Genomic DNA, 20,921 nt, shown 5'->3' with positions numbered 1-20,921 from the left:
CGCCCACATTTTGGGAATGCGCAATCCCCCGCCACATTTTTGAGGAGCGGCTTTGGTGGCTGCTTTGGGGTTTAGGAAAATGGCTGCTAGATTGATTTATGCGCGGGATTTTGTGGCAAAATTGCACGCTTGGCGAAAATTTCTAGAAAAAATTGCAGTGCAAAAGTGCAAAAATATCTTTGCTTTAGCTTATTTGCGTATGGATTTATTTGCGCTTTTGTATGCGCAGTGCAGGCTGTCTTGGCGCTTTGATTGTGTCGTTTAGGGCTGTGCTTTTAGCAAAATTTGCGCGTTTTGATTTTTGCGCATTTTATGCAGGGCGTGTGGTTTTGTAGCTGTGGATTGGCGTAAAATTACCTGTAGCGCGTGCGTGCGAGAAATTTGCAAAAAATGCAAAAAAAGTGTAGAATTTCTGCACTTTTAAGCTGCTAGCTTGCAGGCTGGGCTTTGCTTGGCTTTGCGCTGCGACTTTGGGCTTTGCGTGTGTTTGGTGCGCAGGCTGCTCTAATGGCGCGGCTCGTGCTTGTGCGCGGGCTGGTGGCTTATGTTTTTTAACAACGATGTGAAGTGTGTCTGTGTGTCCAAAAGCGTGTCTTTTGCTCAAAAATGGTTTTGATTTTTTGGATAGTGCGCGCGTGTATTGGGCGATTTGAGAAAGCCACTTGACACAATGTGGAATTATAGAATCTAGCATATTTCACAAGTAACCATACAACACCGCAGGATTTCCATACTCAAATTTTATATAAAATTTATATTTTGATAATTTTAAGTAATATTTCCTTTAATTATAAGTAAAGCATGGATAAATTATATAAAATTACTTTGCATTATTGTTACTTTTATAGATTTTATTTTGATTTTTTAAAATTTTGTATTTTCATTATATTCGTTTTATACATTTATTGTGATAGAATTCCACTCGTTTTTTGATGTCTAAAGTATCCTTAAAATACCTTAATTTTTGGGAATTTGGCACAAAGGTAGCTTAAGGCAATGGCTAGCAGCCACTTTGCTCCATCTAAAATATCTCTTCTAGGAGGAAAATTATGCATTATTTCTCTTCGCTTAAAATTGGGACAAAAGTTGTGATTTTTGTCATTTCGGCAGTTATTGTGTGCCTGATTGGGCTTATTTCTTTTGTGAATTCTTACACTTCAGGTGTTCTCGCAGAAGAATCAAAGAAAATCCTACTCAACACATCTAAGCGCGTGAGTAACTTGATACAAGGCTACATGATGGAGTCCCGCGTATCGGTGGCTTTATCTGCGACTGAAATTCAAGATTTAATCCGCCTTGAGCAAGTGAGTTCATATAGTTCTTTATCGGAGAATATCTTATCAGATATGCTTGATGAGAACACGCTAGGTATTTTTGGCTATGTGTATATTAAAAACGCGCAATCTAGCAAGTATCAATTAGGCAATGATATCCTCATGCTTGGTCATGATACTACGCCAAATGCTAAAGGTGGTGTGCAGATTGTGAAACCAGACCCCGCGCTTTTTGAGCTTAAAGGCTTGCAAGAAGCGCTAAAGACAGGAAAAATGTCTGTGGGCAATCCTAGAAAGATAAAGCTAGCTGGCACAGAAGCAAGGGTGCTTAGTATTAATATGCCTTTACTTGATAATAAAGGTGCTGTTGCTGGTGTGGTTGGGATTTTGCTTGATGTAGATGAATTGAGCGATATTGTTAATAACGCAAAGAGGCTGCAAGTGTTTGAGAATGACTATCGTGGTTTATTAACTTCAGATGCGGTGCTTATTAGCCACCCTAAAGCTGAGTTTATTGGTATGCCACTCACAGAGGCAAATAAGGACAGCTCCGCGCTTGCTCTCAAAGAAGCCATTGAAAAAAGACAAGAAACTATTGTGCAGTATAAGAATCTAGAGGGCAACCTAAGCTATACTGCTACAGCGATGTTTGATGTGGTCGATGGTGTGTATTGGTCTGTGATTGTAACTGCACCAGAAGAGAGCATTTTTGCGCCTGTTATATCGGTGCGTAATTATATGATTTTTGGTAGCATTGTAGCTATTTTACTTGTGTGCATTGTCGTATGGTGGGTGATTAGGAGTAATATTACCATGCGTCTTCACACAGTGCAAAGCGTGCTTTTTGCGTTCTTTAAATATCTTAATCACGAGACAAACACGCCGCCAAAGCTTGTCCACCCAAAAGCAAAAGATGAAATTGGCTCAATGGCAAAGGCGGTCAATGATAATATTGAGAAAACACGCCAAGCCCTTGAGCAAGATACTAAAGCTATTGAGCAATCAGCTCAAACAGCTCAAGCTATTGAAAGTGGTGACTTGACTGCGCGTATTACCGCTATGCCTGCTAATCCGCAGCTAGTGCAGCTCAAAGAAGTGCTTAATAGAATGCTAGATGATTTGCAGCACAAAATAGGAAGCGATACTAATGAGATTGCGAGGGTGTTTAACTCTTACACAAAGCTAGATTTTACCACAGAGGTTAAAGACGCTCAAGGTAGGGTGGAAGTGGTTACAAACACGCTAGGCGAAGAGATAAGAAATATGCTTAACACTTCGGCGAGTTTTGCTAAAGATTTGGAGAGCAAATCAAAAGAGTTAGAGCAAGCTGTGCAAACACTTACAGAATCTACCAACACGCAAGCATCAAATCTAGAGCAAACTGCCACTGCTGTGGAGGAAATCACAAGCTCTATGCAAAGCGTGAGCGGTAGGACAAATGAGGTTATCCAACAAAGCGAAGATATTAAAAATGTCATTGGCATTATTCGAGATATAGCAGACCAAACCAACTTGCTAGCTTTAAATGCCGCTATTGAAGCCGCGCGCGCGGGTGAGCATGGGCGAGGCTTTGCCGTTGTTGCTGATGAGGTGCGAAAGCTTGCAGAGCGCACACAAAAAAGCCTTGGGGAAATCGAGGCTAATACAAATGTGCTTGTGCAGTCTATTAATGATATGGCAGAATCTATTAAAGAGCAAGCGGCAGGCATTGGGCAAATCAATGAGGCAATTTCACAGCTTGAGAGCCTAACGCAACAAAATGTCGATATAGCCAACCACTCAAAAGAGATAAGCAGCTCTGTAGATGGTGTCGCTGCGCAAATCTTAGAAGATGTGAATAAAAAGAAATTTTAATTTGTAAATGCTTCTATCGCCCTGCTGTGCGTTTATGCACATTGGGGCTTACTGCGATTATCAACTATTATCAACTTTCATCACTCAAGCTTACAACTCATAAACCTCGTGTTTTTATGTGCTAGATTCTATATCTGTAAGGAATCTAGTCTTTAAGATTGATGTTTGAGCAGTGTCATAATTTTATGGGCAAGCTCTTTGGCAGACTGCTCGCAAAGGGCTTGGATTTTATCTTCTAAATCATCATGTGGATATTGCGGCGCAGACATAGGCGGCTCAAATGCTTTAAGCGCAGATAGGCTAGATTCTGTATCTTGCGTAGCAAGCTCATTTAAAGTAGCAGTCTCATGCAAAGTAATAGACTCATGCGGAGTGGCAAACTTATCCAAATGCTGCTCATAAAAAGCTTGTATATCCTTTAATAGGCTTTTTTGTGTAAAAGGCTTATGAATATGGCAGCACTCATCATCGCCCACAAAGCACAGAGGCTTTTGGCTTACTTTCTGCATATCATCGGTGATAATAAAATCGCATTCTTCTTGGCTTGCAAGATAGTGTTTCAAAAAAGCATTCAAACTGCTCTGCACTAAAGGTGATACGCAATCAATAGCCACTTTCATCGCTGCTCCTTTATAGGATTTGTGCCATTATAGCTAATGCTCTTTTGCGCGTGCCTTAATGTGGGCTAGATTCTATAATTCCCACGCTCTTGCTTTTTTATAAAAAGCCGCGCGGTCTTGTTTTCGGGCAAATGAATTGCCCTGCGAGCCCTCAAAGTATAAAGTTATAGCTGCTTAAAGCATCTATCAACTTGTTTTTTAAGGCTAGATTCTATAATTTATAGAATCTATAAAATACTCAAAGGGTCAATGTCTATCTCACAAATATCTCGTGCGCTAAGTTTTGATAATACAAAATGTATAGCCTCCAAAAGCGCGCGCGTGGAGGGTGAGCGCAGTAAAAGCACAAAGCGATATTTATCATGCAACCGCTCAAGCAAAGCCTTGCTATCGCCCACTATCTCCACTTCTTTGGCGTTGTGATGTTTAAGAATTTTATGGACTTTTTCTAGCGCGTCTTTGGCTTTAGATTCTATCTTATGCGCGAATGTAAGCGTAGCAAGCCTTTGATGTGGTGGATAAATATGCGGGCGCGTATTTAGCTCTGCGCGCAAAAAATCCTCATAATCCCCCATAAATGGCTGCAAAAATGCACCATTAGCGCTTTGAATATACACATATCCATCATATTTGCGCCCAGCGCGTCCAGCAATTTGATACAAAAGGCTTAGCGCACGCTCATTGCAGCGATAATCGCTACTTTTTAGCACATAATCAATGCCTAGCACAACAGCTAGATTTACACGATGATAATCATGCCCTTTGCTTAGCATTTGCGTGCCTACAAGCACATCAATTTCGCCATTATTAAAGGCTTCAAGCGTGGTCGTGAGTTTTTTATGCGTGGTGATATTATCCCTATCAAAAAGGGCGATTTTTGCTTGTGGAAGGGCTTCTTGCAGAGCTTTGGCTACTTGCGCTGTGCCTATGCGATAAGAATGCAGTGTGGGATTATGGCAGTGTGGGCAGGCTGTGGGAATGGGCTTGCTCCAATGGCAGTAGTGGCAAATGAGAGCGTTTTTATCAAGATGTAAGGACATATTGACAGAGCAGAATGCGCATTCTACGCCATTGCCGCAAGCACTGCATACAAGCATTTTATAATGCGCGCGCGTGGGCAGAAAAATAATAGCCTGCTGTTTTTGTGCAAGCGTTTTTTGAATCTGTGTTAGCAGGGCTTCATCAAGGGGGCTAGATTCTGTAGATATGCTAGATTCTGGGCTAAAAATAATATGTTTTTGTGCGTTAAAATATTGTCCCCTCAAGCGATGCATGTTTGCTTTTTTTGTGGCGTGATAGTAGCTTGTAAGCGAAGGCGTGGCTGAACCTAAAATCACTTGAATATCAAGCTTTGTGCTAAGGTAGAGCGCTATATCGCGCGCTTGATAGCGGGGCGCGCTTTGTGATTTATACGCATCATCATGCTCTTCATCAACAATGATTAACCCTAGATTCTCTATAGGCAAAAATAGCGCGCTCCTAGCCCCTGCGATTATGCGTATAGTGCCTTGAGTAAGCGCGCTTAGAATCTGCCTTTTTTTGGGAGCGGTAATTTTACTATGCCAAATGCCCACCATATCGCCAAAGACGGCTTTTAAGCGAGATTCTATCTGCGGAGTGAGCGAGATTTCAGGCATAAGAAATAGCGCATTTTTGCCTTGAGCAAGCGCGTGTATGATGAGATGAATATAAATTTCTGTTTTCCCACTGCCCGTATCGCCAAATAAGAGCGCATTTTTTTGTGATTTTAAGAATCTAAAAGCTTCTTCCTGCTCTGTGCTAAGGGCTTTTAGTGGCTTAAGCTGCAAAGGCTTAGGGCTTAGATTCTCACCTTCTTTTGGAGTGAAAAGCCCATAGCTTTCACCAAGTGTTGCACAGTAATATTGCGCGATAAATGTGGCAAGTATTTTTTGAAATTTTAAAAAATAAAATGGGCTTTTTTGCGCGACCTTGCAGTCGAAAGCAGGCTTTTTGAGGCTTTTAATAATAATGCCAAGATAGGGCTTATTACGCACGCTAATGCTACAAATCTCATCTTTTTCACACGCCTGCTTGCATTCATAGGTAAGCGGCGGGGACTTTAGCCCAAGTGGCGCGATGAGATAGTAATACATCGCCTTAAATACGCCTTTAGCTCATCGCTTGAATATGAATATGTGAAGTAGGCGTGTCGATGTTTTCAAGGCTTGCATAAAGCCTTTCAAGGGATTGGCAGATGAGGGCGTATTCTTGTGCTTTGGTGATGTAGAGCTTTAAAAGCGTGATAGGCTCTACTTCTTTAGTAAATACTGCCCTTAATTCGTTTTTCACTTCAGCATGCAAAGGCTCAAGTGAAATCGTGTAGCGCTTGCCATTTAGGGCGATTTCAAGATTGTCTTGCAGGCTATCTTGGGGCATTATTTTAAGCCCTCATCAATTTTGGCAAAGAGATTTTCAAAACCTCTATCTTTGGCAGCAATTTCCTCATACAAATTAGAAATTTGGCTATCTTTGGCTTCATTTTGTGCTTTGAGCGATGAGATTTCAAGGTGGAGAGATTCTATTTCTTCTTTTTGTGTGGCGATTTTTAATAACATTTCTTCAATTTTTTGGGAGAGTTTATCCATAACGCTACTCATCTTACAATCCTTTGGTTGCGAAAATAAAGTATAATTCTAACACAAAATCTGCCACAATCTACAAGGAGCGAGCTAAAAAATGTCAAATTTTATCCTAGATTCTCAATATCAACCAGCAGGCGACCAACCCCAAGCTATTGAGAAAATCACCCAATACATCACGCAAGGAGCAAAATACAGCACGCTTATTGGCGTTACAGGCAGTGGCAAAACCTACACTATGGCAAATATTATTGCTAAGCTTAATATCCCCACACTCATTATGACACATAATAAAACCCTAGCCGCGCAGCTTTATAGCGAGTTTCGCGCATTTTTTCCTAAAAATCATGTGGAGTATTTCATTTCACACTTTGATTATTATCAGCCAGAGGCTTATATCCCACGCAGAGATTTGTTTATAGAAAAAGATTCGAGCATTAATGAGGATTTAGAGCGTCTGCGTCTAAGCGCGACTACTTCGCTTTTAGCGTATGATGATGTGATTGTAGTAGCAAGTGTATCGGCAAATTATGGTCTTGGCAATCCTAAAGAATATCTCACCATGATAGAAAAGCTAGAAGTAGGGCAGGCATATAATCACAAAGCGCTTTTACTTAAGCTTGTCGATATGGGCTATACGCGCAATGATAATATCTTTGAGCGCGGCAATTTTCGTGTCAATGGAGAAGTGATTGATATATTTCCTGCTTATAATGAAAGCGAGTTTATTCGTATAGAATTTTTTGGCGATGAGATTGAGCGTATTGGTGCATTTGACGCGCTAGAGCGCACGCATTTGGCAAATTTGCAATCTTTTGTGCTTTATGCTGCAAATCAATTTATTGTAAGTGCTAATCGGCTAAAAACAGCCCTGCATAACATAGAATCTGAACTTGAAGAGCGTTTAGCAGAGTTTGAAAAAGAGCAAAAACTCATTGAATATCAACGTCTCAAAGGGCGCACAGAGTTTGATTTAGAAATGATTAGAGAATCTGGGATTTGCAAAGGCATTGAAAACTACGCGCGTCACCTCACAGGCAAGGCAGCTGGGGAGACGCCTTATTCGCTTTTAGATTATTTTGAGCAAAAGGGCAAGCCTTATCTTATTATCGTTGATGAAAGCCATGTGAGCTTGCCGCAGTTTGGTGGTATGTATGCAGGCGATAGAAGCCGCAAAGAAGTGCTTGTAGAATATGGCTTTAGACTGCCTAGCGCGCTTGATAATCGTCCTTTGCGCTTTGATGAATTTATCGTAAAAGCCCCACATTTTTTATTTGTTTCCGCCACACCGGCAGAAAAAGAGCTAGAATTAAGCAAAAATCACATAGCAGAGCAAATCATTCGTCCTACAGGATTGCTTGACCCACTTTATGAAGTGCGAGATTCTGATAAGCAAGTGCTTGATTTGTATGATGAGATTAAGGCTAGGATTAAAAAAAATCAGCGTGTGCTAATTACTACGCTTACTAAAAAAATGGCAGAGGAATTAAGCAAATATTATGCAGAGCTTGGCATTAAAGTGCGCTATATGCATAGTGATATTGACGCCATTGAGCGCAATCATCTCATACGCTCTTTGCGTTTGGGGGAATTTGATGTGCTTATTGGTATTAATCTTTTGCGAGAGGGGCTAGATTTGCCAGAAGTGAGCTTAATTGCCATTATGGACGCGGATAAAGAGGGCTTTTTAAGAAGTGAGACAAGCCTCATACAAACCATGGGGCGCGCGGCGCGTAATGTTGAGGGAAAAGTGATTTTGTATGCTAAAAAAATTACCAACTCTATGCAGCGCGCTTTTGACATTACTGATTATCGGCGCGCTAAGCAAGAGGAATTTAACCGCATTCATCACATCACGCCAAAATCTGTGCAAAGAAGCCTTGAGCAAGAGCTAAAGATAGAATCTAGCGGCTTATCAAGGCTTTATGAAAAGGGCAGCCACAAAATTCCAAAAAGTGAGCGCGAAAATATTATTAAAGAGTTAAGTGCAAAAATGCACAAGGCTGCTAAAGCTCTGGAATTTGAGGAGGCTGCGCGCTTAAGAGATGAGATTGCTAAAATCCGCCGCATGTGAGGCTTTGATTTAAATGCTTAAAGATAAAATGGCGAGATTTTGTATGGCTAGATTCTATAAATGTGAAAAAAATAGGTTGGGAAAATAAATGAGCGCAAAGTTTCACATTCACGCAGGTATGTTAAAGCATCTCCGGCTTATGTGGGATAATCAAATAAGCACGCGTCCTACAAAGTCCATTGTAAGAGAATCATTTTTCAACACAATGGGAGCGAGCATTGTAGATAGTGTGTTTATCGAGGGCTTTGGCGGCTGTGGCTCAATGGGCATTGAAGCCCTCTCACGCGGGGCAAAAGAGGCAGTATTTTATGAAATAAATAAAAAAGCCTATCATATTCTGTCCCAGAATCTTGCTTTGGCACAAAAAAGAGTGCCTACATTAAAATTTTCTGCCTACAATGCCGATTTTTTCACACAAAGCTTTCAAAAATGGGCAGCTCAACACATTATTTTATACCTTGACCCGCCTTTTTGCACAAGGGAGGGTATGAATGATATTTATGAGCGGCTTTTTGTGATGATAGAAAAATTGCAAGAAAGTGCGTATTTTATTGTTTTTGAACATTGGAGCGAGTATAATATGCCCGACATTATAGGAGCATATACAAAGCTTAAAATGCGTCAGTTTGGCAAAAGCACGCTAACTTACTACACACTAAAGGATTAAAATGGCAGAAGAAGAAAAAGCAGCCGCAGAAAAGGGCAGCGAGAAAAAAAACAAGGCAATTTTGTTTGTTGTGATTGGCATTGTGGTGGTGCTGCTTATTTTGGTGGGCATAGTAGTGGCTATGATGATGAGCGGAGGCGATGAAGAAGCACACGCTGCTCCCGCTCCACAAGCGCAAGAGCAGGCTACCCCCTCACAGCAGGCGGCTAAGATTATCGTTGGTAATACGGTTTCTGTGCGCAGCACGGATAAATTTTCACCCGGTCTTATCTATCCTGTGGAGGGACCTATTGATATAACTGTAAATCTCATGACACAAACGGGCAAGCGTTATCTTAAAACAAGCATGCAGTTTGAGCTTGATAAAGATGAGGCAAAGGCAAATGCTACAAAAGCCGAGCTTGACAAAAAGCTGCCTATGCTTAAGGATACAATTATTGAGATTCTCTCTTCAAAATCTATCGAAGATGTCGCCACTGCAAAGGGTAAAAACCGCGTAAAAGATGAAATTGTGAAGCGTATCAATGAATTTTTAGTCGATGGCAAAGTGAGTGATGTATTTTTTGTCGCATTTGTGGTGAGCTAGGGCTTGATAGGCATTGATATTATTGCCATTGCGCGTATGCAGGCTTTTATCAATAAATTTGGGGAGCTAGCTCTAGCTAGATTCTTAAATACAGATGAGATAGCCCTTTGCAAGCGTGATGCAAATGCCACAAATGTATCATCTGCAAATATGGCTTGCCAATCTTTTGATAGCTGCTATAATATTCCGCGCGTGGCGGGATTTTGGGCAGCAAAAGAGGCTTGCGCTAAGGCACTGGGCGTGGGAATTAGCAAGGAACTAGCATTCTTAGATATATACATTAGTAAAAATGCCAAAAATGCCCCGCAAATACATATCGCAGATAGTAAAATGCAAGCTTTTCATATCAACAGGCTCGCTCTAAGCATAAGCCACGATGGGGGATTTGCCATCGCTGCAGTAATTGCGCTTTAGTGTGTATATTATAGAATCTAGCGTATTCATCGCAAGCCTAGATTCTATAATTCCGCGCTGTTGCTTTTGCTAGCACAAAAGCCGCACGGTCTTGTTTGCTGGCAAGTGAATTGCCCTCAAACGCCTAAAGTATAAAGTTATAGCTGCTTTAAGCATCTATCAACTTATTTTTTGAGGTTAGATTCTATAAATATACACACACCTAAAGGCTAAAGTCGCGCTACTGCTGCTTTTGTAAGGTCTCCTCTAAGATTGATTGTGTGGCTGGAGCATCTTTTGGGTCGACAAAGAAAAATATTTCCACACGATTATTTTTTGCGCGATTAATGGCAGTGTCATTAGGCGCGACAGCTTGATGCTCGCCATAGCCGGAAAATGAAATGCGTTCAGGCGAAATACCATTTTTAATAAGATTTTTCATCACACTTAAACTTCGCGCCGATGAAAGCTCATAATTGTCCTTATAGCGCGAGCCTACAGGCAATGGGGAATTATCAGTATAGCCGCGCACATCGATTTTAACATACTCGGGCAGTTTTTTAATAATCGCGCTCATACGCTGCAAATACAAATACACATCGCTATTTTCAATCTCTGCGCTGCCAGCTTCAAAGAATAAATTTGAGGGCAATCGCAGTGACATACCCATTTCCATTTGCTCCAAAATGCCGCCTTCCTCCGCCATTTTTTGGATTTCGGCTGTGGTTACTGATGAAACTTGACTTGATGCGCCGCTTTCATTTTCTACTTCATTTTCATTAATGTCCTCTTCATTTGAGGGGAGAGGCGTGGTGAGTGTGAAGTCAAAAATTTTGACAAACTCGGTTTTAAGCGCTTCAGAATCTGCTTGGCTTGTTGATGAAATCGCCCACAATGCGATAAATAACGCCAAAAGCAAAGAGAGAAAGTCCGCATAAGGGACAGCCCACTTTTCCCCTGCTGGACATTCTGGGCATTTTTTCTTTTTAGCCATTGTGATACTCTTTATTCAAATTGTGAGATTTTAGGTTCGCCCGGTGGGATAAATCCAAGCAACTTTTCCTCGAGATTGCGCGGGTTATCGCCATTTGCAATGCCCACAACGCCCTCTAATATCACCGTGCGCTCTCTTAGCACATCTTTACTTTTAGAAATCATTTTATGTCCCCAAGGTCCAAAGAGCGCATATGAGCAGAAAATCCCCGTAACAGTAGCGGTAAATGCACCTGCAATCCCCGCTGCCATAGCCTTTGGGTCATCAAGGAGCTGTAAGGCGAGCATAAGCCCCATAACCGCACCCACAAGTCCCATTGTAGGGCAAGTCTCAGCATAGGTTACCCAAAAATGCGCCGAGCCATGATAATACTCCTCCAAAGATTCTATTTGCACCTCCATATCTTCGCGCACTGCGCTTGCATCACGCCCATCGATAATCATTGAGAGTGCTTGACGCAAAAAATCATCTTCAATCTGAGCTGCTTTGCCCTCAAGTGATAGCACACCATCTTTTCTAGCAAGTGTGGATAGCTCCACAATCGTGCGTATGGTTTCATTCAAATTGACTTTGCTCCCACCAAAAACAAGTTTTAACTCTTTCAATGCGCCCTTAACATGTGTGCCATGCGTGCTTGACATAGCCGCGCAAAAGGCTGTGGGGATAATGATGATAAGTGAGCTTATGTGGATAAGGTGTATGGGGTTACCACCCTCCAAAAAGTCGCCTATTGAGAGACTTGCAATCGCTCCTAGTAGCCCTAAGATGGTCGTTAAATCCATAAGCACCTCTTTATATGTAGATTATTTATATGAAAAAAGCAAAAAATATTCCTAGCCTTCGTTTAAGTATGTTATCCATAATGTCGCATTGTGCTGCTCATCAAGCAGGTTTGTTGAAATACCATGGCCAGGGTGAATTGGTTTATTTGTTTCACTAGGGAGCGCTCTAAATCGCTCAAGCGAGTTTTTCATATCAGCCACGCTAGAATAGGGGAAATCACTACGCCCAATAGAGCGATAAAAGATAAAATCTCCGCTAAAAATTTCCCCCTCAATCTCTACAATAGAGCAGCCCGGCGTATGCCCGGGAAAATGCCAAAAGGTTACCTCTACGCCATTAAAGTTGAGTGTTTGCGCATTTTTGTTGCATTGTGTAAGAATATCTGGTTTGCTAGGCGTAATGCCTGTATGAAAGCAATCAGATTCTAACATAAACGCATCAAGTGAGGGACATACAAGCGGTATGGTAGGGAAGTGGGATTTGAGCGCGGCATTACTCCAAATGTGGTCAAAATGCCCATGTGTATTAAGAAAGGCAAGGGGCTTAGGAGCAGATTCTATAACCCACTCATACGCACCCATACCCGCATCGATGACAATCTCTCCTTGAGGCAGTTTGCAAATATAGCAATTTGTTTGATATTCGCCAAAGCTTTGAGAGAGAATATCCACAGCGATATTACCTCTTTGAGAATTGCGGGCTGCGGCGTGCCTTTCTTTTACCATATTTTTTACGCTCAACCACGCGTGAATCGCGAGTTAAAAGCCCTTTTGGTTTAAGAATAGCCCTAAATGCAATATCATAGCTATTAAGTGCCTTTGAAATACCATGCCTTAAGGCTTCAGCTTGAGCAGAATATCCACCACCAAGCGTTACAGCGCGAATATCCACAGACTTTTCTTGTTGCGTGAGGATAAGCGGCTGCATAACCTTCATTTTAATAGCCTCATGCCCGCCTAGCCATTCATTGAGCGTTTGTCCATTGATAGTGAGCTTACCGCTGCCCGAACTTAGCCAAACCTTTGCGACTGCTGTTTTTCTCTTTCCTGTTGCATAAACTTTTGCCATAAGATACCTTTATTACTTAGAATTTTTAGCAATTTGAGCGTTATGTGGGTGCTCGCTGCCACGATAAACTTTAAGCTTTTTAAGCATAGCGCGCCCAAGCTTATTTTTAGGAAGCATTCCGCGCACGGCTAGATGATAGAGCTTTTCTGGATTGTTTTCTAGCATATCTTGCAGCGTTTTACTTTTTGTGCTGCCAAAATAGCCTGAATGCGTGAAATATTCTTTATCATCAAGCTTTGAGCCTGTAAATTTCACACTTGTAGCATTTATAATCACCACAAAGTCCCCGCAGTCAATATGCGGTGTAAAGCAGGGCTTATGCTTGCCGCGCAAAAGTGTAGCCACTTCGGTGATAAGACGCCCAAACACCTTATCTTTAGCATCAAGCACAACCCATTGACGATTGATGTCATTTTGCGTTGCTATTTTTGTCATTTCCATTGCGTTTCCTTGAACGAAGATTCTAAATTTGAAAGCCGCGATTATAGAATCTAATTTCTTAAGATACACTGAATTTAAGTTATATTTAAATTTAATTTCATCATTTTTGCGAGTAGATTCTGTATAGATACCCAAATTTCAATGCAAAATCCCAAATCGTTCCAAAAATACAGAATCTACGCCCTGAAGCAAGCCTTTTTCGCGCAGTGTGGCAATGACAGATTCTGTGCAGTTTGTATCAAGTGGCCATTCGCGCAAATGCCCATCACAAGCGCCTTTATCCGTTGCATCAATAAATATTAGATGAGGCGTGATAAGCACATCGCGTTTAGCATCGATATTATTCACAATGCGCCAAGTGAGCATATAGGGATTATCTAGATTATTTTTATGCGAATCAACAAAGATAATAATACTAAGGCAGTCTTTTAGCGCCTCAAACGCGCTCAAATGAGCATTAAGCGCACTAAAGACATTACCTTGTTTGTTTATACTAACAATGCAAATAGGATTAATGCTGTGAGCAAAATATTGCTTAAGTGCGCGAGCCTGCGGGCAAAGTGGGGCAAGCAGATTCCATAAAGCATTATCATCAAGAGCTTTAAATGTAGGTTTATGCACTTTTTCTATAGCTTCAATGCCGAGTTTTCCTCCGTGCGCAAAATGCGGGCTTGCGTGGTCTAGCGCATCGCAAATGCCCTCTGTGATAAGCACATTGCGCGGTGAAAATCGCTCCAAAATATAATTACCTAAAGCCTCATAATCCTCCAAATGCGGCGCATGCTCATCAACAAAAATGGCATGCTTTACAAAGCTCATTTGCCCCACACCCCAAAAATTATGCATAATCTGCTTGCTATGTGAGGGATATTCTGGCTTAATTTTGGCAAAAATAAGATTGTGAAAAACGCCATTTTCAGGCATATGATAGTCTATTAAACCATGTGCGGTGGTTTGCAAAAGCGGTAAAAACACGCGCTCTGTCAAATAGCCCATATATTTATCCTCTAAAGGTGGCTTGCCAACGATTGTGGCGGGGAAAATAGGCTTTTTTCTCATCGTAATAGCGCTCACCTCAAGCACAGGATATGGCTCAATGGGCGTATAGAATCCAGTATGGTCGCCAAAAGGTCCTTCATCGCGCATTTGCGCCGTATCTACCCAGCCCTCAATCACAATATCCACATCATAAGGCACAAAAAGCCCATTAGTAACGCATTGGCACAGCAAGGGCTTATGCTCGCGGATAAAGCCATAGAGCATAAGCTCAAAAATGCCTAAAGGCAGCGGAGCCTGCCCACACCAAATATATAGCGGGTCTCCGCCTAGCGCGATGCTCACAGGCATTTTTTGTTTGGCCTGTTTATACTCATGAAAGAAATGTTGAGAATCTTTATGAATCTGCCAATGCAACCCCAAATGCTTCTCATCATAGACTTGCAAGCGATACATACCTAGATTTTTTTGCGTGCCTTGAAGATTTTGCGTATAAACTTGCCCCATAGTGATAAACGCCCCTCCATCGCGCTCCCAAGTCGTGAGTATAGGTAAATCAAAAAGATTAATATGCTCATCTTTAAAAATAATTTCTTGGCAAAGTCCTCTTTTTTTACTATATTTAGGAAATACGGAGCGCAGCGCATAAAGCTCTTTAAGCTTATGCCATATTTGTTTTATGCCCTTTGGTGGGCTAAATTGGAGGAGATTCTGTATATGGCGCGCTATGGAGGGAATGGGTTTATTAACGATAAGTTCAAGCCTTTTTTGCGAGCCAAAAACATTCATAAGCACGGGAATATCAAATGTTTTACCACTTTTTTTGCATATAGGGCGGGTGAAAAGCAGGGCTTTGCTGGTAGGTTTTTTAACCTCAATATAGGCAAGTTGGGGGATTTCAAGGTAAATATCAAGTGGCTCATCAATGATAGTAAGTTCGTTATGAGATTGTAAAAATGCGATGAGTTGGGGAGAATCTAACGCCATAAAAATACCTTGACAAAGATATCGCCTAGATTCTATAAATTACAGAATCTAGCGCGCAAATATTAAATAAAGATTAAAAGTGTGGGCTTAAAAATGCAAGCCAATGAGTGCCTGAATGCTTTGCATTTTTTGCTTTTCATCAACAACCTTAAATTCTGGATTTTGATAAGTGTAAAGCAAGCCAAGAGAAATAGGAATAAGGTCAAATTTGAGCTTTAGGCCTGCATTGTAGGAAGTGGTGTCTTTAAAACTTTTATCAAAGCTTGAGTAGTTCACTCCCACATAAGGCGTTAAGCGTGCGATTATAAGCCCAATGTTAAATCCTGCAGATAGACCATATTGGAGGTTTTTAAATGTCGTATCGCTAGCAGAATGGCGATTAAAGTCATATTTGACTTGTGGAGCTACCACAAAATCAAGTGCGCCAAGCCATATACGCCCAAATGCACCATAATCTGTGAATGTCACATCGTTTGCATTTGTGGAAGCCTTTGTCTGCCCTGCGGCAAGACCAATTTCTGGGCTTACTTCAAATCCCATAAGCCCCACAGCATACGCATTTGCGCCAAGCGTTGCAGCGCACAACAGGGAAAGCAAGTATTTTTTCATCATCATCTCCTTTTTTTGTGAAAATGGAGGGCATTATAGCAAAATGTTATTTACTATCCATGCAAAAAGATGGCTAAATTACAGAATCTGATTTAAAAATTGAAACAATTTTGCCACAATGGCAGAAACTTTGTAAAAATTAAATCTCTTAAGCAGGCTTTTAAGCTAATTTTGGGGTAAAATCAAGCCTATCTTAGGGATAATTAAGGACGAGTTTAAGGCATACAATTGCGCGGCATTTCACACAATCTTATCGTATAAGGGGGTAATATGACTATCAATGATTCTAAGCTGTATTTTAATCGCGAGCTATCTTGGCTTAAATTTAATACGCGCGTGCTAAATGAGGCGAAAAATACGCATATTCCGCTGCTTGAGCGATTAAAATTTGTAGCTATTTATGGCACAAATCTTGATGAGTTTTATATGATACGTGTAGCAGGGTTAAAGCGACTTTATGCAAGCGGCATTACCGAAGTAGGCGCAGATAGGCTAACGCCACTGCAGCAGCTTAAGAGTATAAGAGAATACCTTGATAAAGAAAAGCGCGTGCTTGAGGCGACTTTTAAAGATATACAAAGCGGGCTAGCCAAAGAAGGTATGCATATTAAGCGCGTTTCTCAATTAAATAGCGAGCAAAAAAAGCAGTTAAGTGAGTATTTCCTTAATTATCTTTATCCTGTGATTGTGCCTGTAGTTGTGGATTCTACACACCCTTTTCCGCATTTAAATAATTTAAGTTTTGCCATCGCATTGCGCTTAAAGAGCCTGCAAGATGGAAGTATTAAATTTGCTATGGTGAGGATTTCGCGCTTACTTTCGCGATTTGTGGAGATTGAGAGCGGTATTTTTGTGGCTGTGGAGGATATTGTGGGTGAATTTGCCCATGAGTTGTTTGGAGATTATGAAATTATTAATTATGTGCCTTTTAGAATCACGCGTAACGCGGATATGGAGATTGAAGAGGAGGAGGCAGATGATTTTATTGAGATTATGAGCGAGGGTTTAAAAACGCGCAGAAAAGGCGAAGTAGTTCGGCTAGAAATAGGCGAGGATAAGGATAGTAGCCTCCTTGATTTTATTAATTCTCATTTAAATGTCGATGTGAAAGATATTTACACTTATAATATTCCTCTTAATTTAAGTGGATTGTGGGAATTAGTGGGAAGCAAGGCATATGCTCATCTCACCACACCGCCATTTAACCCTAAAACCCTCCCACCATTACAAGTAAATGGCGATGTGTTAGCCACAATGGAGGGGCATGATATTGTGCTATTCCACCCTTATGAGAGCTTTGATTCTGTGGTGAATTTTATCCAAAGCGCAGCAAAAGACCCTGATGTGCTTTCAATCCGCATGACGCTCTATCGCGTGGGGAAAAACTCACCCATTGTCAAAGCCCTTATTCAAGCGGCTGAAAACAATAAGCAAGTAACCGCGCTTGTGGAATTGAAGGCGCGATTTGATGAGGAGAATAATCTGCATTGGGCGCATTCTTTAGAATCTGCAGGCGCGCATGTGATTTATGGCGTGCCAGGACTTAAAGTGCATGCTAAAATTGCGCTAGTGATTAAAAAAATTGGCAACACGCTTAAAGAATATGTGCATTTAAGCACAGGTAACTACAATCCAAGCACGGCAAAAATTTATACTGATATATCGCTTTTAACTTGCAATCAAGCCTTTGCAAAGGACGCCATTAAGCTCTTTCATAGCCTCTCCACTGGCTCATCATATCGCACAAAGCTTGATTGTTTATTTATGGCGCCTACACAAATTAAGCCTAAAATTTTAGAACTCATTGAAAATGAAATCAAAATGGGTAATGAAGGGCGTATCATTATGAAAGCAAATGCTTTTGTTGATGTTGATGTGATACGCGCGCTGTATAGGGCTTCTATGGCAGGTGTAAGTGTTGATTTAATCGTGCGTGGCGTGTGTGCGCTGCGACCGGGCGTGAAGGGTGTGAGCGAAAATATCCGCGTGTATTCAATTGTTGGTAAATACCTTGAGCATGCCAGAATATACTACTTTAAACACGATAGTGTGAGCGTGTATTTTGCTTCAGCAGATATTATGCCAAGAAACCTTGAAAGACGTGTAGAACTGCTCACTCCAAGCCTCAATCCACAAATTAGCAAGCGGCTTATGGAGATTTTGCAAATGCAGCTTAATGATAATGTGCAGATGTATGAATTGCAAAGTAATGGCGAGTATCAAAAGGTCTCAAATACACAAAAGCCCTTTAATTCACAGCTTGCTTATGAAGAATATGTGAATGCTATCTATGGAGATTCTGTGCGTAACGACGAAGTGAGCAAAGCTAAAAAGCTTGCCAAAAGAATGCTTAAAGAAAGCTAGGTGGTGTCCTCGATGCGATTTGAACGCATGGCCTCACGATTAGGAATCGTGTGCTCTATCCAGCTGAGCTACGAGGACTTTAAAATAGTCGGGTATTTTACACTCATTTAACCTAGAAATCAAGCACAGAAAAACATAGAGATAAATGATAAATATTTTTGTGCTACAATCCTGCCATTACATTGCAGTTTATAGAATCTAGATTCTATAAGCACAGGGTTGCTTTGGATTTAAGCCTTAGCAAGCCGTAAATAATTACCATAAGGAGCGGATATGGCAACAAAAGTAGCAGTAAATGGCACAGGCAGAATTGGGCTTTGCGCGATTAGGCTTTTAGATTGTAGTGATGACCTAGAATTAGTAGCGATAAATACCACAATGCCAATTGACACACTCGTGCATTTATTGCATTATGACTCCGTGCATCGCGGCTTTGACTTTGTGAAAAAAATAAATGACAATACGCTAGAGATGAATAATAAGCCTGTGAGAGTCTTAAGCGATAGAGACCCTGCAAATTTAGATTTTGGCGAGGCAGAGTGTGTGATAGAATGCACCGGCAAGTTTAACTCACTAGAAAAATCAAAAGTCCATCTAAAAAATAATGTCAAAAGAGTGATAATATCTGCCCCTGCCGATAATACGCCCACATTTGTATATGGCGTGAATCATAAGGAATACGCTGGAGAGAGCATAATCTCAAATGCCTCATGCACGACAAATGCCCTAGCGCCCATTGTGAAAGTGCTAGATTCTGTCTTTGGCATTGAAAATGGCTTAATGACGACCATTCATAGCTACACGAATGACCAAAATTTGCTTGATACTAAGCACAAAGATTTGCGCCGCGCACGCGCTGCAGCGCTTAATATGATACCCACTAGCACTGGGGCGGCAAAAGCAATAGGGCTTGTGATGCCGCATCTAAGCGGGAAGCTAAATGGTATTGCCATTCGCGTGCCTACACCTGATGTAAGCCTTATTGATTTATCTGTAAATCTTAAGACGCGCACGGATAAAGATTCTATGTTAAAAGCCTTTGAGGACGCGGCAAATGGCGAGATTTTAGAATCTAGCTTGAAAGGCTCACTGCTCATTGATGAGGAAATGCGCGTCTCAAGCGACTTTGTGGGCTTCTTATATAGTAGCATTATCGTGCCTGATAAGTGCATGGTGATTGACAATGAGGCAAATGGCTCTCTAGCTAAGATTCTAGCGTGGTATGATAATGAGATGGGCTACACATACCGACTAATTGATATGTGCGAGCATATTTGTAAAGATTTGTAAGGGTGGGCTATGGTTAAATTTTCACTTCATTTTGAGAATCTAGCCCCGCAAGCAGCTTGTGATAGCCTTTTAAACGCCATTGCGCGAGAGAGGGAAAGCCAAAAGAGTGGCTATTATCATTTGCCCTTTGAAGATAAAGCGTCTAAAGAGGCGAGCGCGTATATTTCAAGTCATAAAGATAAGCTAGATTCTATAACGCACTTGGTGATTGTGGGCATTGGCGGCAGTTCTTTGGGGCTAAAGGCTATAGATTCTATGTTGTCGCATTTGCCTTGCAGGAAGAGCATAAAACTTGTATTTTTGGAGCATACAGACCCTATTTGTGTGGCTCAAAGTCTGCAAGATGTGCAGCTAGAGCGCGCGCTTTTTATTGTTATTTCAAAATCTGGAACTACTATTGAGACTTCTTCGCTCCTTAAATTTATACTTCACAAATATGAGATACTAAAAAATCCGCACAATAAGGCGCATTTGCTCATTATCACTGATGCGCAATCTCCGCTTGAGCAGTGGGCGCGCACAGAATCTATACACTATATAAATATCGCATCAAATGTGGGAGGGCGATTTTCCGTGCTTAGCGCTGTGGGGATTGTGCCTTTGGCTATTTTGGGCTTTGATGTGGAGGCGATTTTGCGCGGTGCGGCGGGCATTATGCGCCGATTTTTTGAGCAAAAAGAAGCACATATTTTGCATAAAGCCATAACTTATGCTAAGCACTATGAGCAAATTCCCATGAATGTGCTATTTTCATACTCAAGTATTTTTACGCATTTTAATGCGTGGTATGTGCAGTTGTGGGGCGAGAGTTTGGGGAAAATTAATGCACAAGGCAAAAGAGTGGGCTTAAGTCCTATTGGGCTTATTGGCAGCATTGACCAGCATTCATTTTTGCAACTCATCGTGCAGGGTATGCAGGATAAAAGTGTAACTTTTCTAAGTCTCAATCCTGCGTGTAATCCTAAGCCTATTATCCCAGATATGCAGCTTGCGTTTTTAGAGACTACAAATTTTGTCAATGGCATAAGCTTTGCCACATTGCTTGACAATCAGCGCATTGCAACTATGCAGACGCTAGAGCATGAGGGAATTTTGGTAGATTGCATCGAGGTGGAGCGTTTATGTGAAGAGAGCGTTGGCACGCTTATAGCGTATTATGAGCTGCTCACTTCTTGCGTGGGCGCGTTATTTGATGTGAATACTTATGACCAGCCCGGCGTGGAATTTGGCAAAAAACGACTAAGAGGTTTGTTTAAATAGGGCAGTGCTATTTTTGTGAATTTTTGCAAGAGCAGATTCTGTAAAATCTTAACGCTTGCTA

Annotated in this window: 20 protein-coding genes and 1 tRNA gene; 8 read left to right on the top strand and 13 right to left on the bottom strand. The window is 41.3% G+C overall.

Annotated elements, in window-relative coordinates; all coding sequences use genetic code 11:
* Nucleotides 1–310: 310 nt before the first annotated feature.
* Nucleotides 311–694, bottom strand: coding sequence for a hypothetical protein (locus LS71_RS07670; RefSeq protein ID WP_138109897.1), 384 nt, complete (start codon nt 692–694; stop codon nt 311–313).
* A gap of 355 nt (nt 695–1,049) precedes the next feature.
* On the opposite strand from LS71_RS07670, the gene LS71_RS09830 reads away from it, so the two are divergent.
* Complete coding sequence (locus LS71_RS09830) at nt 1,050–3,128, top strand: methyl-accepting chemotaxis protein (RefSeq protein WP_034356591.1); 2,079 nt, start codon at nt 1,050–1,052, stop codon at nt 3,126–3,128.
* A gap of 152 nt (nt 3,129–3,280) precedes the next feature.
* Here LS71_RS09830 and LS71_RS07660 read toward each other — a convergent pair whose 3' ends face one another.
* From LS71_RS07660 to LS71_RS07645, 4 genes are all read right to left on the bottom strand, one after another.
* The gene (locus LS71_RS07660) at nt 3,281–3,748 is read right to left on the bottom strand and encodes a hypothetical protein (protein ID WP_052058186.1); all 468 of its coding nucleotides are present in this window, start codon (nt 3,746–3,748) and stop codon (nt 3,281–3,283) included.
* A 227-nt stretch (nt 3,749–3,975) separates the two neighbouring features.
* Entirely contained in the window at nt 3,976–5,862 is a 1,887-nt protein-coding gene (locus LS71_RS07655) for a primosomal protein N' (RefSeq protein WP_034356594.1), read from the bottom strand.
* A 16-nt stretch (nt 5,863–5,878) separates the two neighbouring features.
* Nucleotides 5,879–6,145: a hypothetical protein gene (locus LS71_RS07650; protein ID WP_034356597.1), complete on the bottom strand. Its 267-nt coding sequence runs from the start codon at nt 6,143–6,145 to the stop codon at nt 5,879–5,881.
* On the bottom strand, nt 6,145–6,366 hold the full coding sequence (locus tag LS71_RS07645) for a hypothetical protein (protein ID WP_034356599.1): 222 nt from the start codon (nt 6,364–6,366) through the stop codon (nt 6,145–6,147). The genes LS71_RS07650 and LS71_RS07645 overlap by 1 nt, the downstream gene beginning before the upstream one ends.
* Nucleotides 6,367–6,445: 79 nt before the next feature.
* Between LS71_RS07645 and uvrB the strand changes: the two genes are divergently transcribed.
* The 4 genes from uvrB to acpS all read left to right on the top strand — a co-directional run bounded on the left by uvrB (nt 6,446) and on the right by acpS (nt 10,089).
* The gene (uvrB, locus tag LS71_RS07640) at nt 6,446–8,422 is read left to right on the top strand and encodes an excinuclease ABC subunit UvrB (RefSeq protein WP_034356601.1); all 1,977 of its coding nucleotides are present in this window, start codon (nt 6,446–6,448) and stop codon (nt 8,420–8,422) included.
* An 88-nt stretch (nt 8,423–8,510) separates the two neighbouring features.
* A complete protein-coding gene (gene rsmD, locus LS71_RS07635; RefSeq protein WP_034356603.1) occupies nt 8,511–9,089 on the top strand; it encodes a 16S rRNA (guanine(966)-N(2))-methyltransferase RsmD in 579 nt (192 codons plus the stop codon).
* Between the two features lies 1 nt (nt 9,090).
* Complete coding sequence (gene fliL / locus LS71_RS07630; RefSeq protein ID WP_138109895.1) at nt 9,091–9,675, top strand: flagellar basal body-associated protein FliL; 585 nt, start codon at nt 9,091–9,093, stop codon at nt 9,673–9,675.
* A gap of 3 nt (nt 9,676–9,678) precedes the next feature.
* Nucleotides 9,679–10,089: a holo-ACP synthase gene (gene acpS, locus LS71_RS07625; RefSeq protein WP_034357206.1), complete on the top strand. Its 411-nt coding sequence runs from the start codon at nt 9,679–9,681 to the stop codon at nt 10,087–10,089.
* A 220-nt stretch (nt 10,090–10,309) separates the two neighbouring features.
* Here the strand turns inward: acpS and motB are convergent, their stop codons facing one another.
* The 7 genes from motB to LS71_RS07590 all read right to left on the bottom strand — a co-directional run bounded on the left by motB (nt 10,310) and on the right by LS71_RS07590 (nt 15,946).
* A complete protein-coding gene (gene motB / locus LS71_RS07620; protein ID WP_034355685.1) occupies nt 10,310–11,062 on the bottom strand; it encodes a flagellar motor protein MotB in 753 nt (250 codons plus the stop codon).
* An 11-nt stretch (nt 11,063–11,073) separates the two neighbouring features.
* Nucleotides 11,074–11,844, bottom strand: a complete 771-nt coding sequence (motA, locus tag LS71_RS07615; protein ID WP_034355688.1) for a flagellar motor stator protein MotA — start codon at nt 11,842–11,844, stop codon at nt 11,074–11,076.
* 51 nt (nt 11,845–11,895) lie between these two features.
* The gene (locus LS71_RS07610; RefSeq protein WP_034355692.1) at nt 11,896–12,516 is read right to left on the bottom strand and encodes an MBL fold metallo-hydrolase; all 621 of its coding nucleotides are present in this window, start codon (nt 12,514–12,516) and stop codon (nt 11,896–11,898) included.
* A 7-nt stretch (nt 12,517–12,523) separates the two neighbouring features.
* The gene (rpsI, locus tag LS71_RS07605) at nt 12,524–12,913 is read right to left on the bottom strand and encodes a 30S ribosomal protein S9 (protein ID WP_034355695.1); all 390 of its coding nucleotides are present in this window, start codon (nt 12,911–12,913) and stop codon (nt 12,524–12,526) included.
* A gap of 12 nt (nt 12,914–12,925) precedes the next feature.
* Nucleotides 12,926–13,354, bottom strand: coding sequence for a 50S ribosomal protein L13 (gene rplM, locus LS71_RS07600; protein WP_034355698.1), 429 nt, complete (start codon nt 13,352–13,354; stop codon nt 12,926–12,928).
* Between the two features lie 138 nt (nt 13,355–13,492).
* A complete protein-coding gene (locus LS71_RS07595) occupies nt 13,493–15,337 on the bottom strand; it encodes a menaquinone biosynthesis decarboxylase (RefSeq protein WP_034355700.1) in 1,845 nt (614 codons plus the stop codon).
* Between the two features lie 87 nt (nt 15,338–15,424).
* Entirely contained in the window at nt 15,425–15,946 is a 522-nt protein-coding gene (locus LS71_RS07590; protein WP_034355703.1) for a hypothetical protein, read from the bottom strand.
* Between the two features lie 270 nt (nt 15,947–16,216).
* On the opposite strand from LS71_RS07590, the gene LS71_RS07585 reads away from it, so the two are divergent.
* Nucleotides 16,217–18,310 (top strand): RNA degradosome polyphosphate kinase, encoded by a 2,094-nt coding sequence (locus LS71_RS07585; RefSeq protein WP_034355706.1) that lies wholly within the window; start codon nt 16,217–16,219, stop codon nt 18,308–18,310.
* Nucleotide 18,311: 1 nt separating this feature from the next.
* On the opposite strand, the gene LS71_RS07580 is transcribed toward LS71_RS07585, so the two are convergent.
* Nucleotides 18,312–18,388: transfer RNA gene (locus LS71_RS07580), tRNA-Arg, on the bottom strand.
* A 195-nt stretch (nt 18,389–18,583) separates the two neighbouring features.
* Between LS71_RS07580 and gap the strand changes: the two genes are divergently transcribed.
* Together gap and LS71_RS07570 are read left to right on the top strand one after the other, a co-directional pair.
* A complete protein-coding gene (gene gap, locus LS71_RS07575) occupies nt 18,584–19,600 on the top strand; it encodes a type I glyceraldehyde-3-phosphate dehydrogenase (protein WP_034355708.1) in 1,017 nt (338 codons plus the stop codon).
* Nucleotides 19,601–19,609: 9 nt separating this feature from the next.
* Nucleotides 19,610–20,860 (top strand): glucose-6-phosphate isomerase, encoded by a 1,251-nt coding sequence (locus tag LS71_RS07570; RefSeq protein WP_034355710.1) that lies wholly within the window; start codon nt 19,610–19,612, stop codon nt 20,858–20,860.
* The last annotated feature ends 61 nt before the right edge of the window (nt 20,861–20,921 follow it).

It is taken from the genome of Helicobacter jaachi (assembly GCF_000763135.2).
GTDB classification, from domain to species: Bacteria; Campylobacterota; Campylobacteria; order Campylobacterales; family Helicobacteraceae; genus Helicobacter_C; species Helicobacter_C jaachi.
This window is presented reverse-complemented; position numbering and strand designations above follow the sequence as displayed.

Coding starts and splice junctions, on each gene's coding strand:
- LS71_RS07655 (WP_034356594.1), bottom strand. CDS start 5,862: ATGTATTACTATCTCATCGCGCCACTTGGGCTAAAGTCCCCGCCGCTT.
- LS71_RS09830 (WP_034356591.1), top strand. CDS start 1,050: ATGCATTATTTCTCTTCGCTTAAAATTGGGACAAAAGTTGTGATTTTT.
- LS71_RS07660 (WP_052058186.1), bottom strand. CDS start 3,748: ATGAAAGTGGCTATTGATTGCGTATCACCTTTAGTGCAGAGCAGTTTG.
- rplM (WP_034355698.1), bottom strand. CDS start 13,354: ATGGAAATGACAAAAATAGCAACGCAAAATGACATCAATCGTCAATGG.
- LS71_RS07650 (WP_034356597.1), bottom strand. CDS start 6,145: ATGCCCCAAGATAGCCTGCAAGACAATCTTGAAATCGCCCTAAATGGC.
- fliL (WP_138109895.1), top strand. CDS start 9,091: ATGGCAGAAGAAGAAAAAGCAGCCGCAGAAAAGGGCAGCGAGAAAAAA.
- gap (WP_034355708.1), top strand. CDS start 18,584: ATGGCAACAAAAGTAGCAGTAAATGGCACAGGCAGAATTGGGCTTTGC.
- LS71_RS07570 (WP_034355710.1), top strand. CDS start 19,610: ATGGTTAAATTTTCACTTCATTTTGAGAATCTAGCCCCGCAAGCAGCT.
- LS71_RS07590 (WP_034355703.1), bottom strand. CDS start 15,946: ATGAAAAAATACTTGCTTTCCCTGTTGTGCGCTGCAACGCTTGGCGCA.
- motA (WP_034355688.1), bottom strand. CDS start 11,844: ATGGATTTAACGACCATCTTAGGGCTACTAGGAGCGATTGCAAGTCTC.
- rsmD (WP_034356603.1), top strand. CDS start 8,511: ATGAGCGCAAAGTTTCACATTCACGCAGGTATGTTAAAGCATCTCCGG.
- LS71_RS07585 (WP_034355706.1), top strand. CDS start 16,217: ATGACTATCAATGATTCTAAGCTGTATTTTAATCGCGAGCTATCTTGG.
- LS71_RS07670 (WP_138109897.1), bottom strand. CDS start 694: ATGCTAGATTCTATAATTCCACATTGTGTCAAGTGGCTTTCTCAAATC.
- motB (WP_034355685.1), bottom strand. CDS start 11,062: ATGGCTAAAAAGAAAAAATGCCCAGAATGTCCAGCAGGGGAAAAGTGG.
- rpsI (WP_034355695.1), bottom strand. CDS start 12,913: ATGGCAAAAGTTTATGCAACAGGAAAGAGAAAAACAGCAGTCGCAAAG.
- LS71_RS07645 (WP_034356599.1), bottom strand. CDS start 6,366: ATGAGTAGCGTTATGGATAAACTCTCCCAAAAAATTGAAGAAATGTTA.
- uvrB (WP_034356601.1), top strand. CDS start 6,446: ATGTCAAATTTTATCCTAGATTCTCAATATCAACCAGCAGGCGACCAA.
- LS71_RS07595 (WP_034355700.1), bottom strand. CDS start 15,337: ATGGCGTTAGATTCTCCCCAACTCATCGCATTTTTACAATCTCATAAC.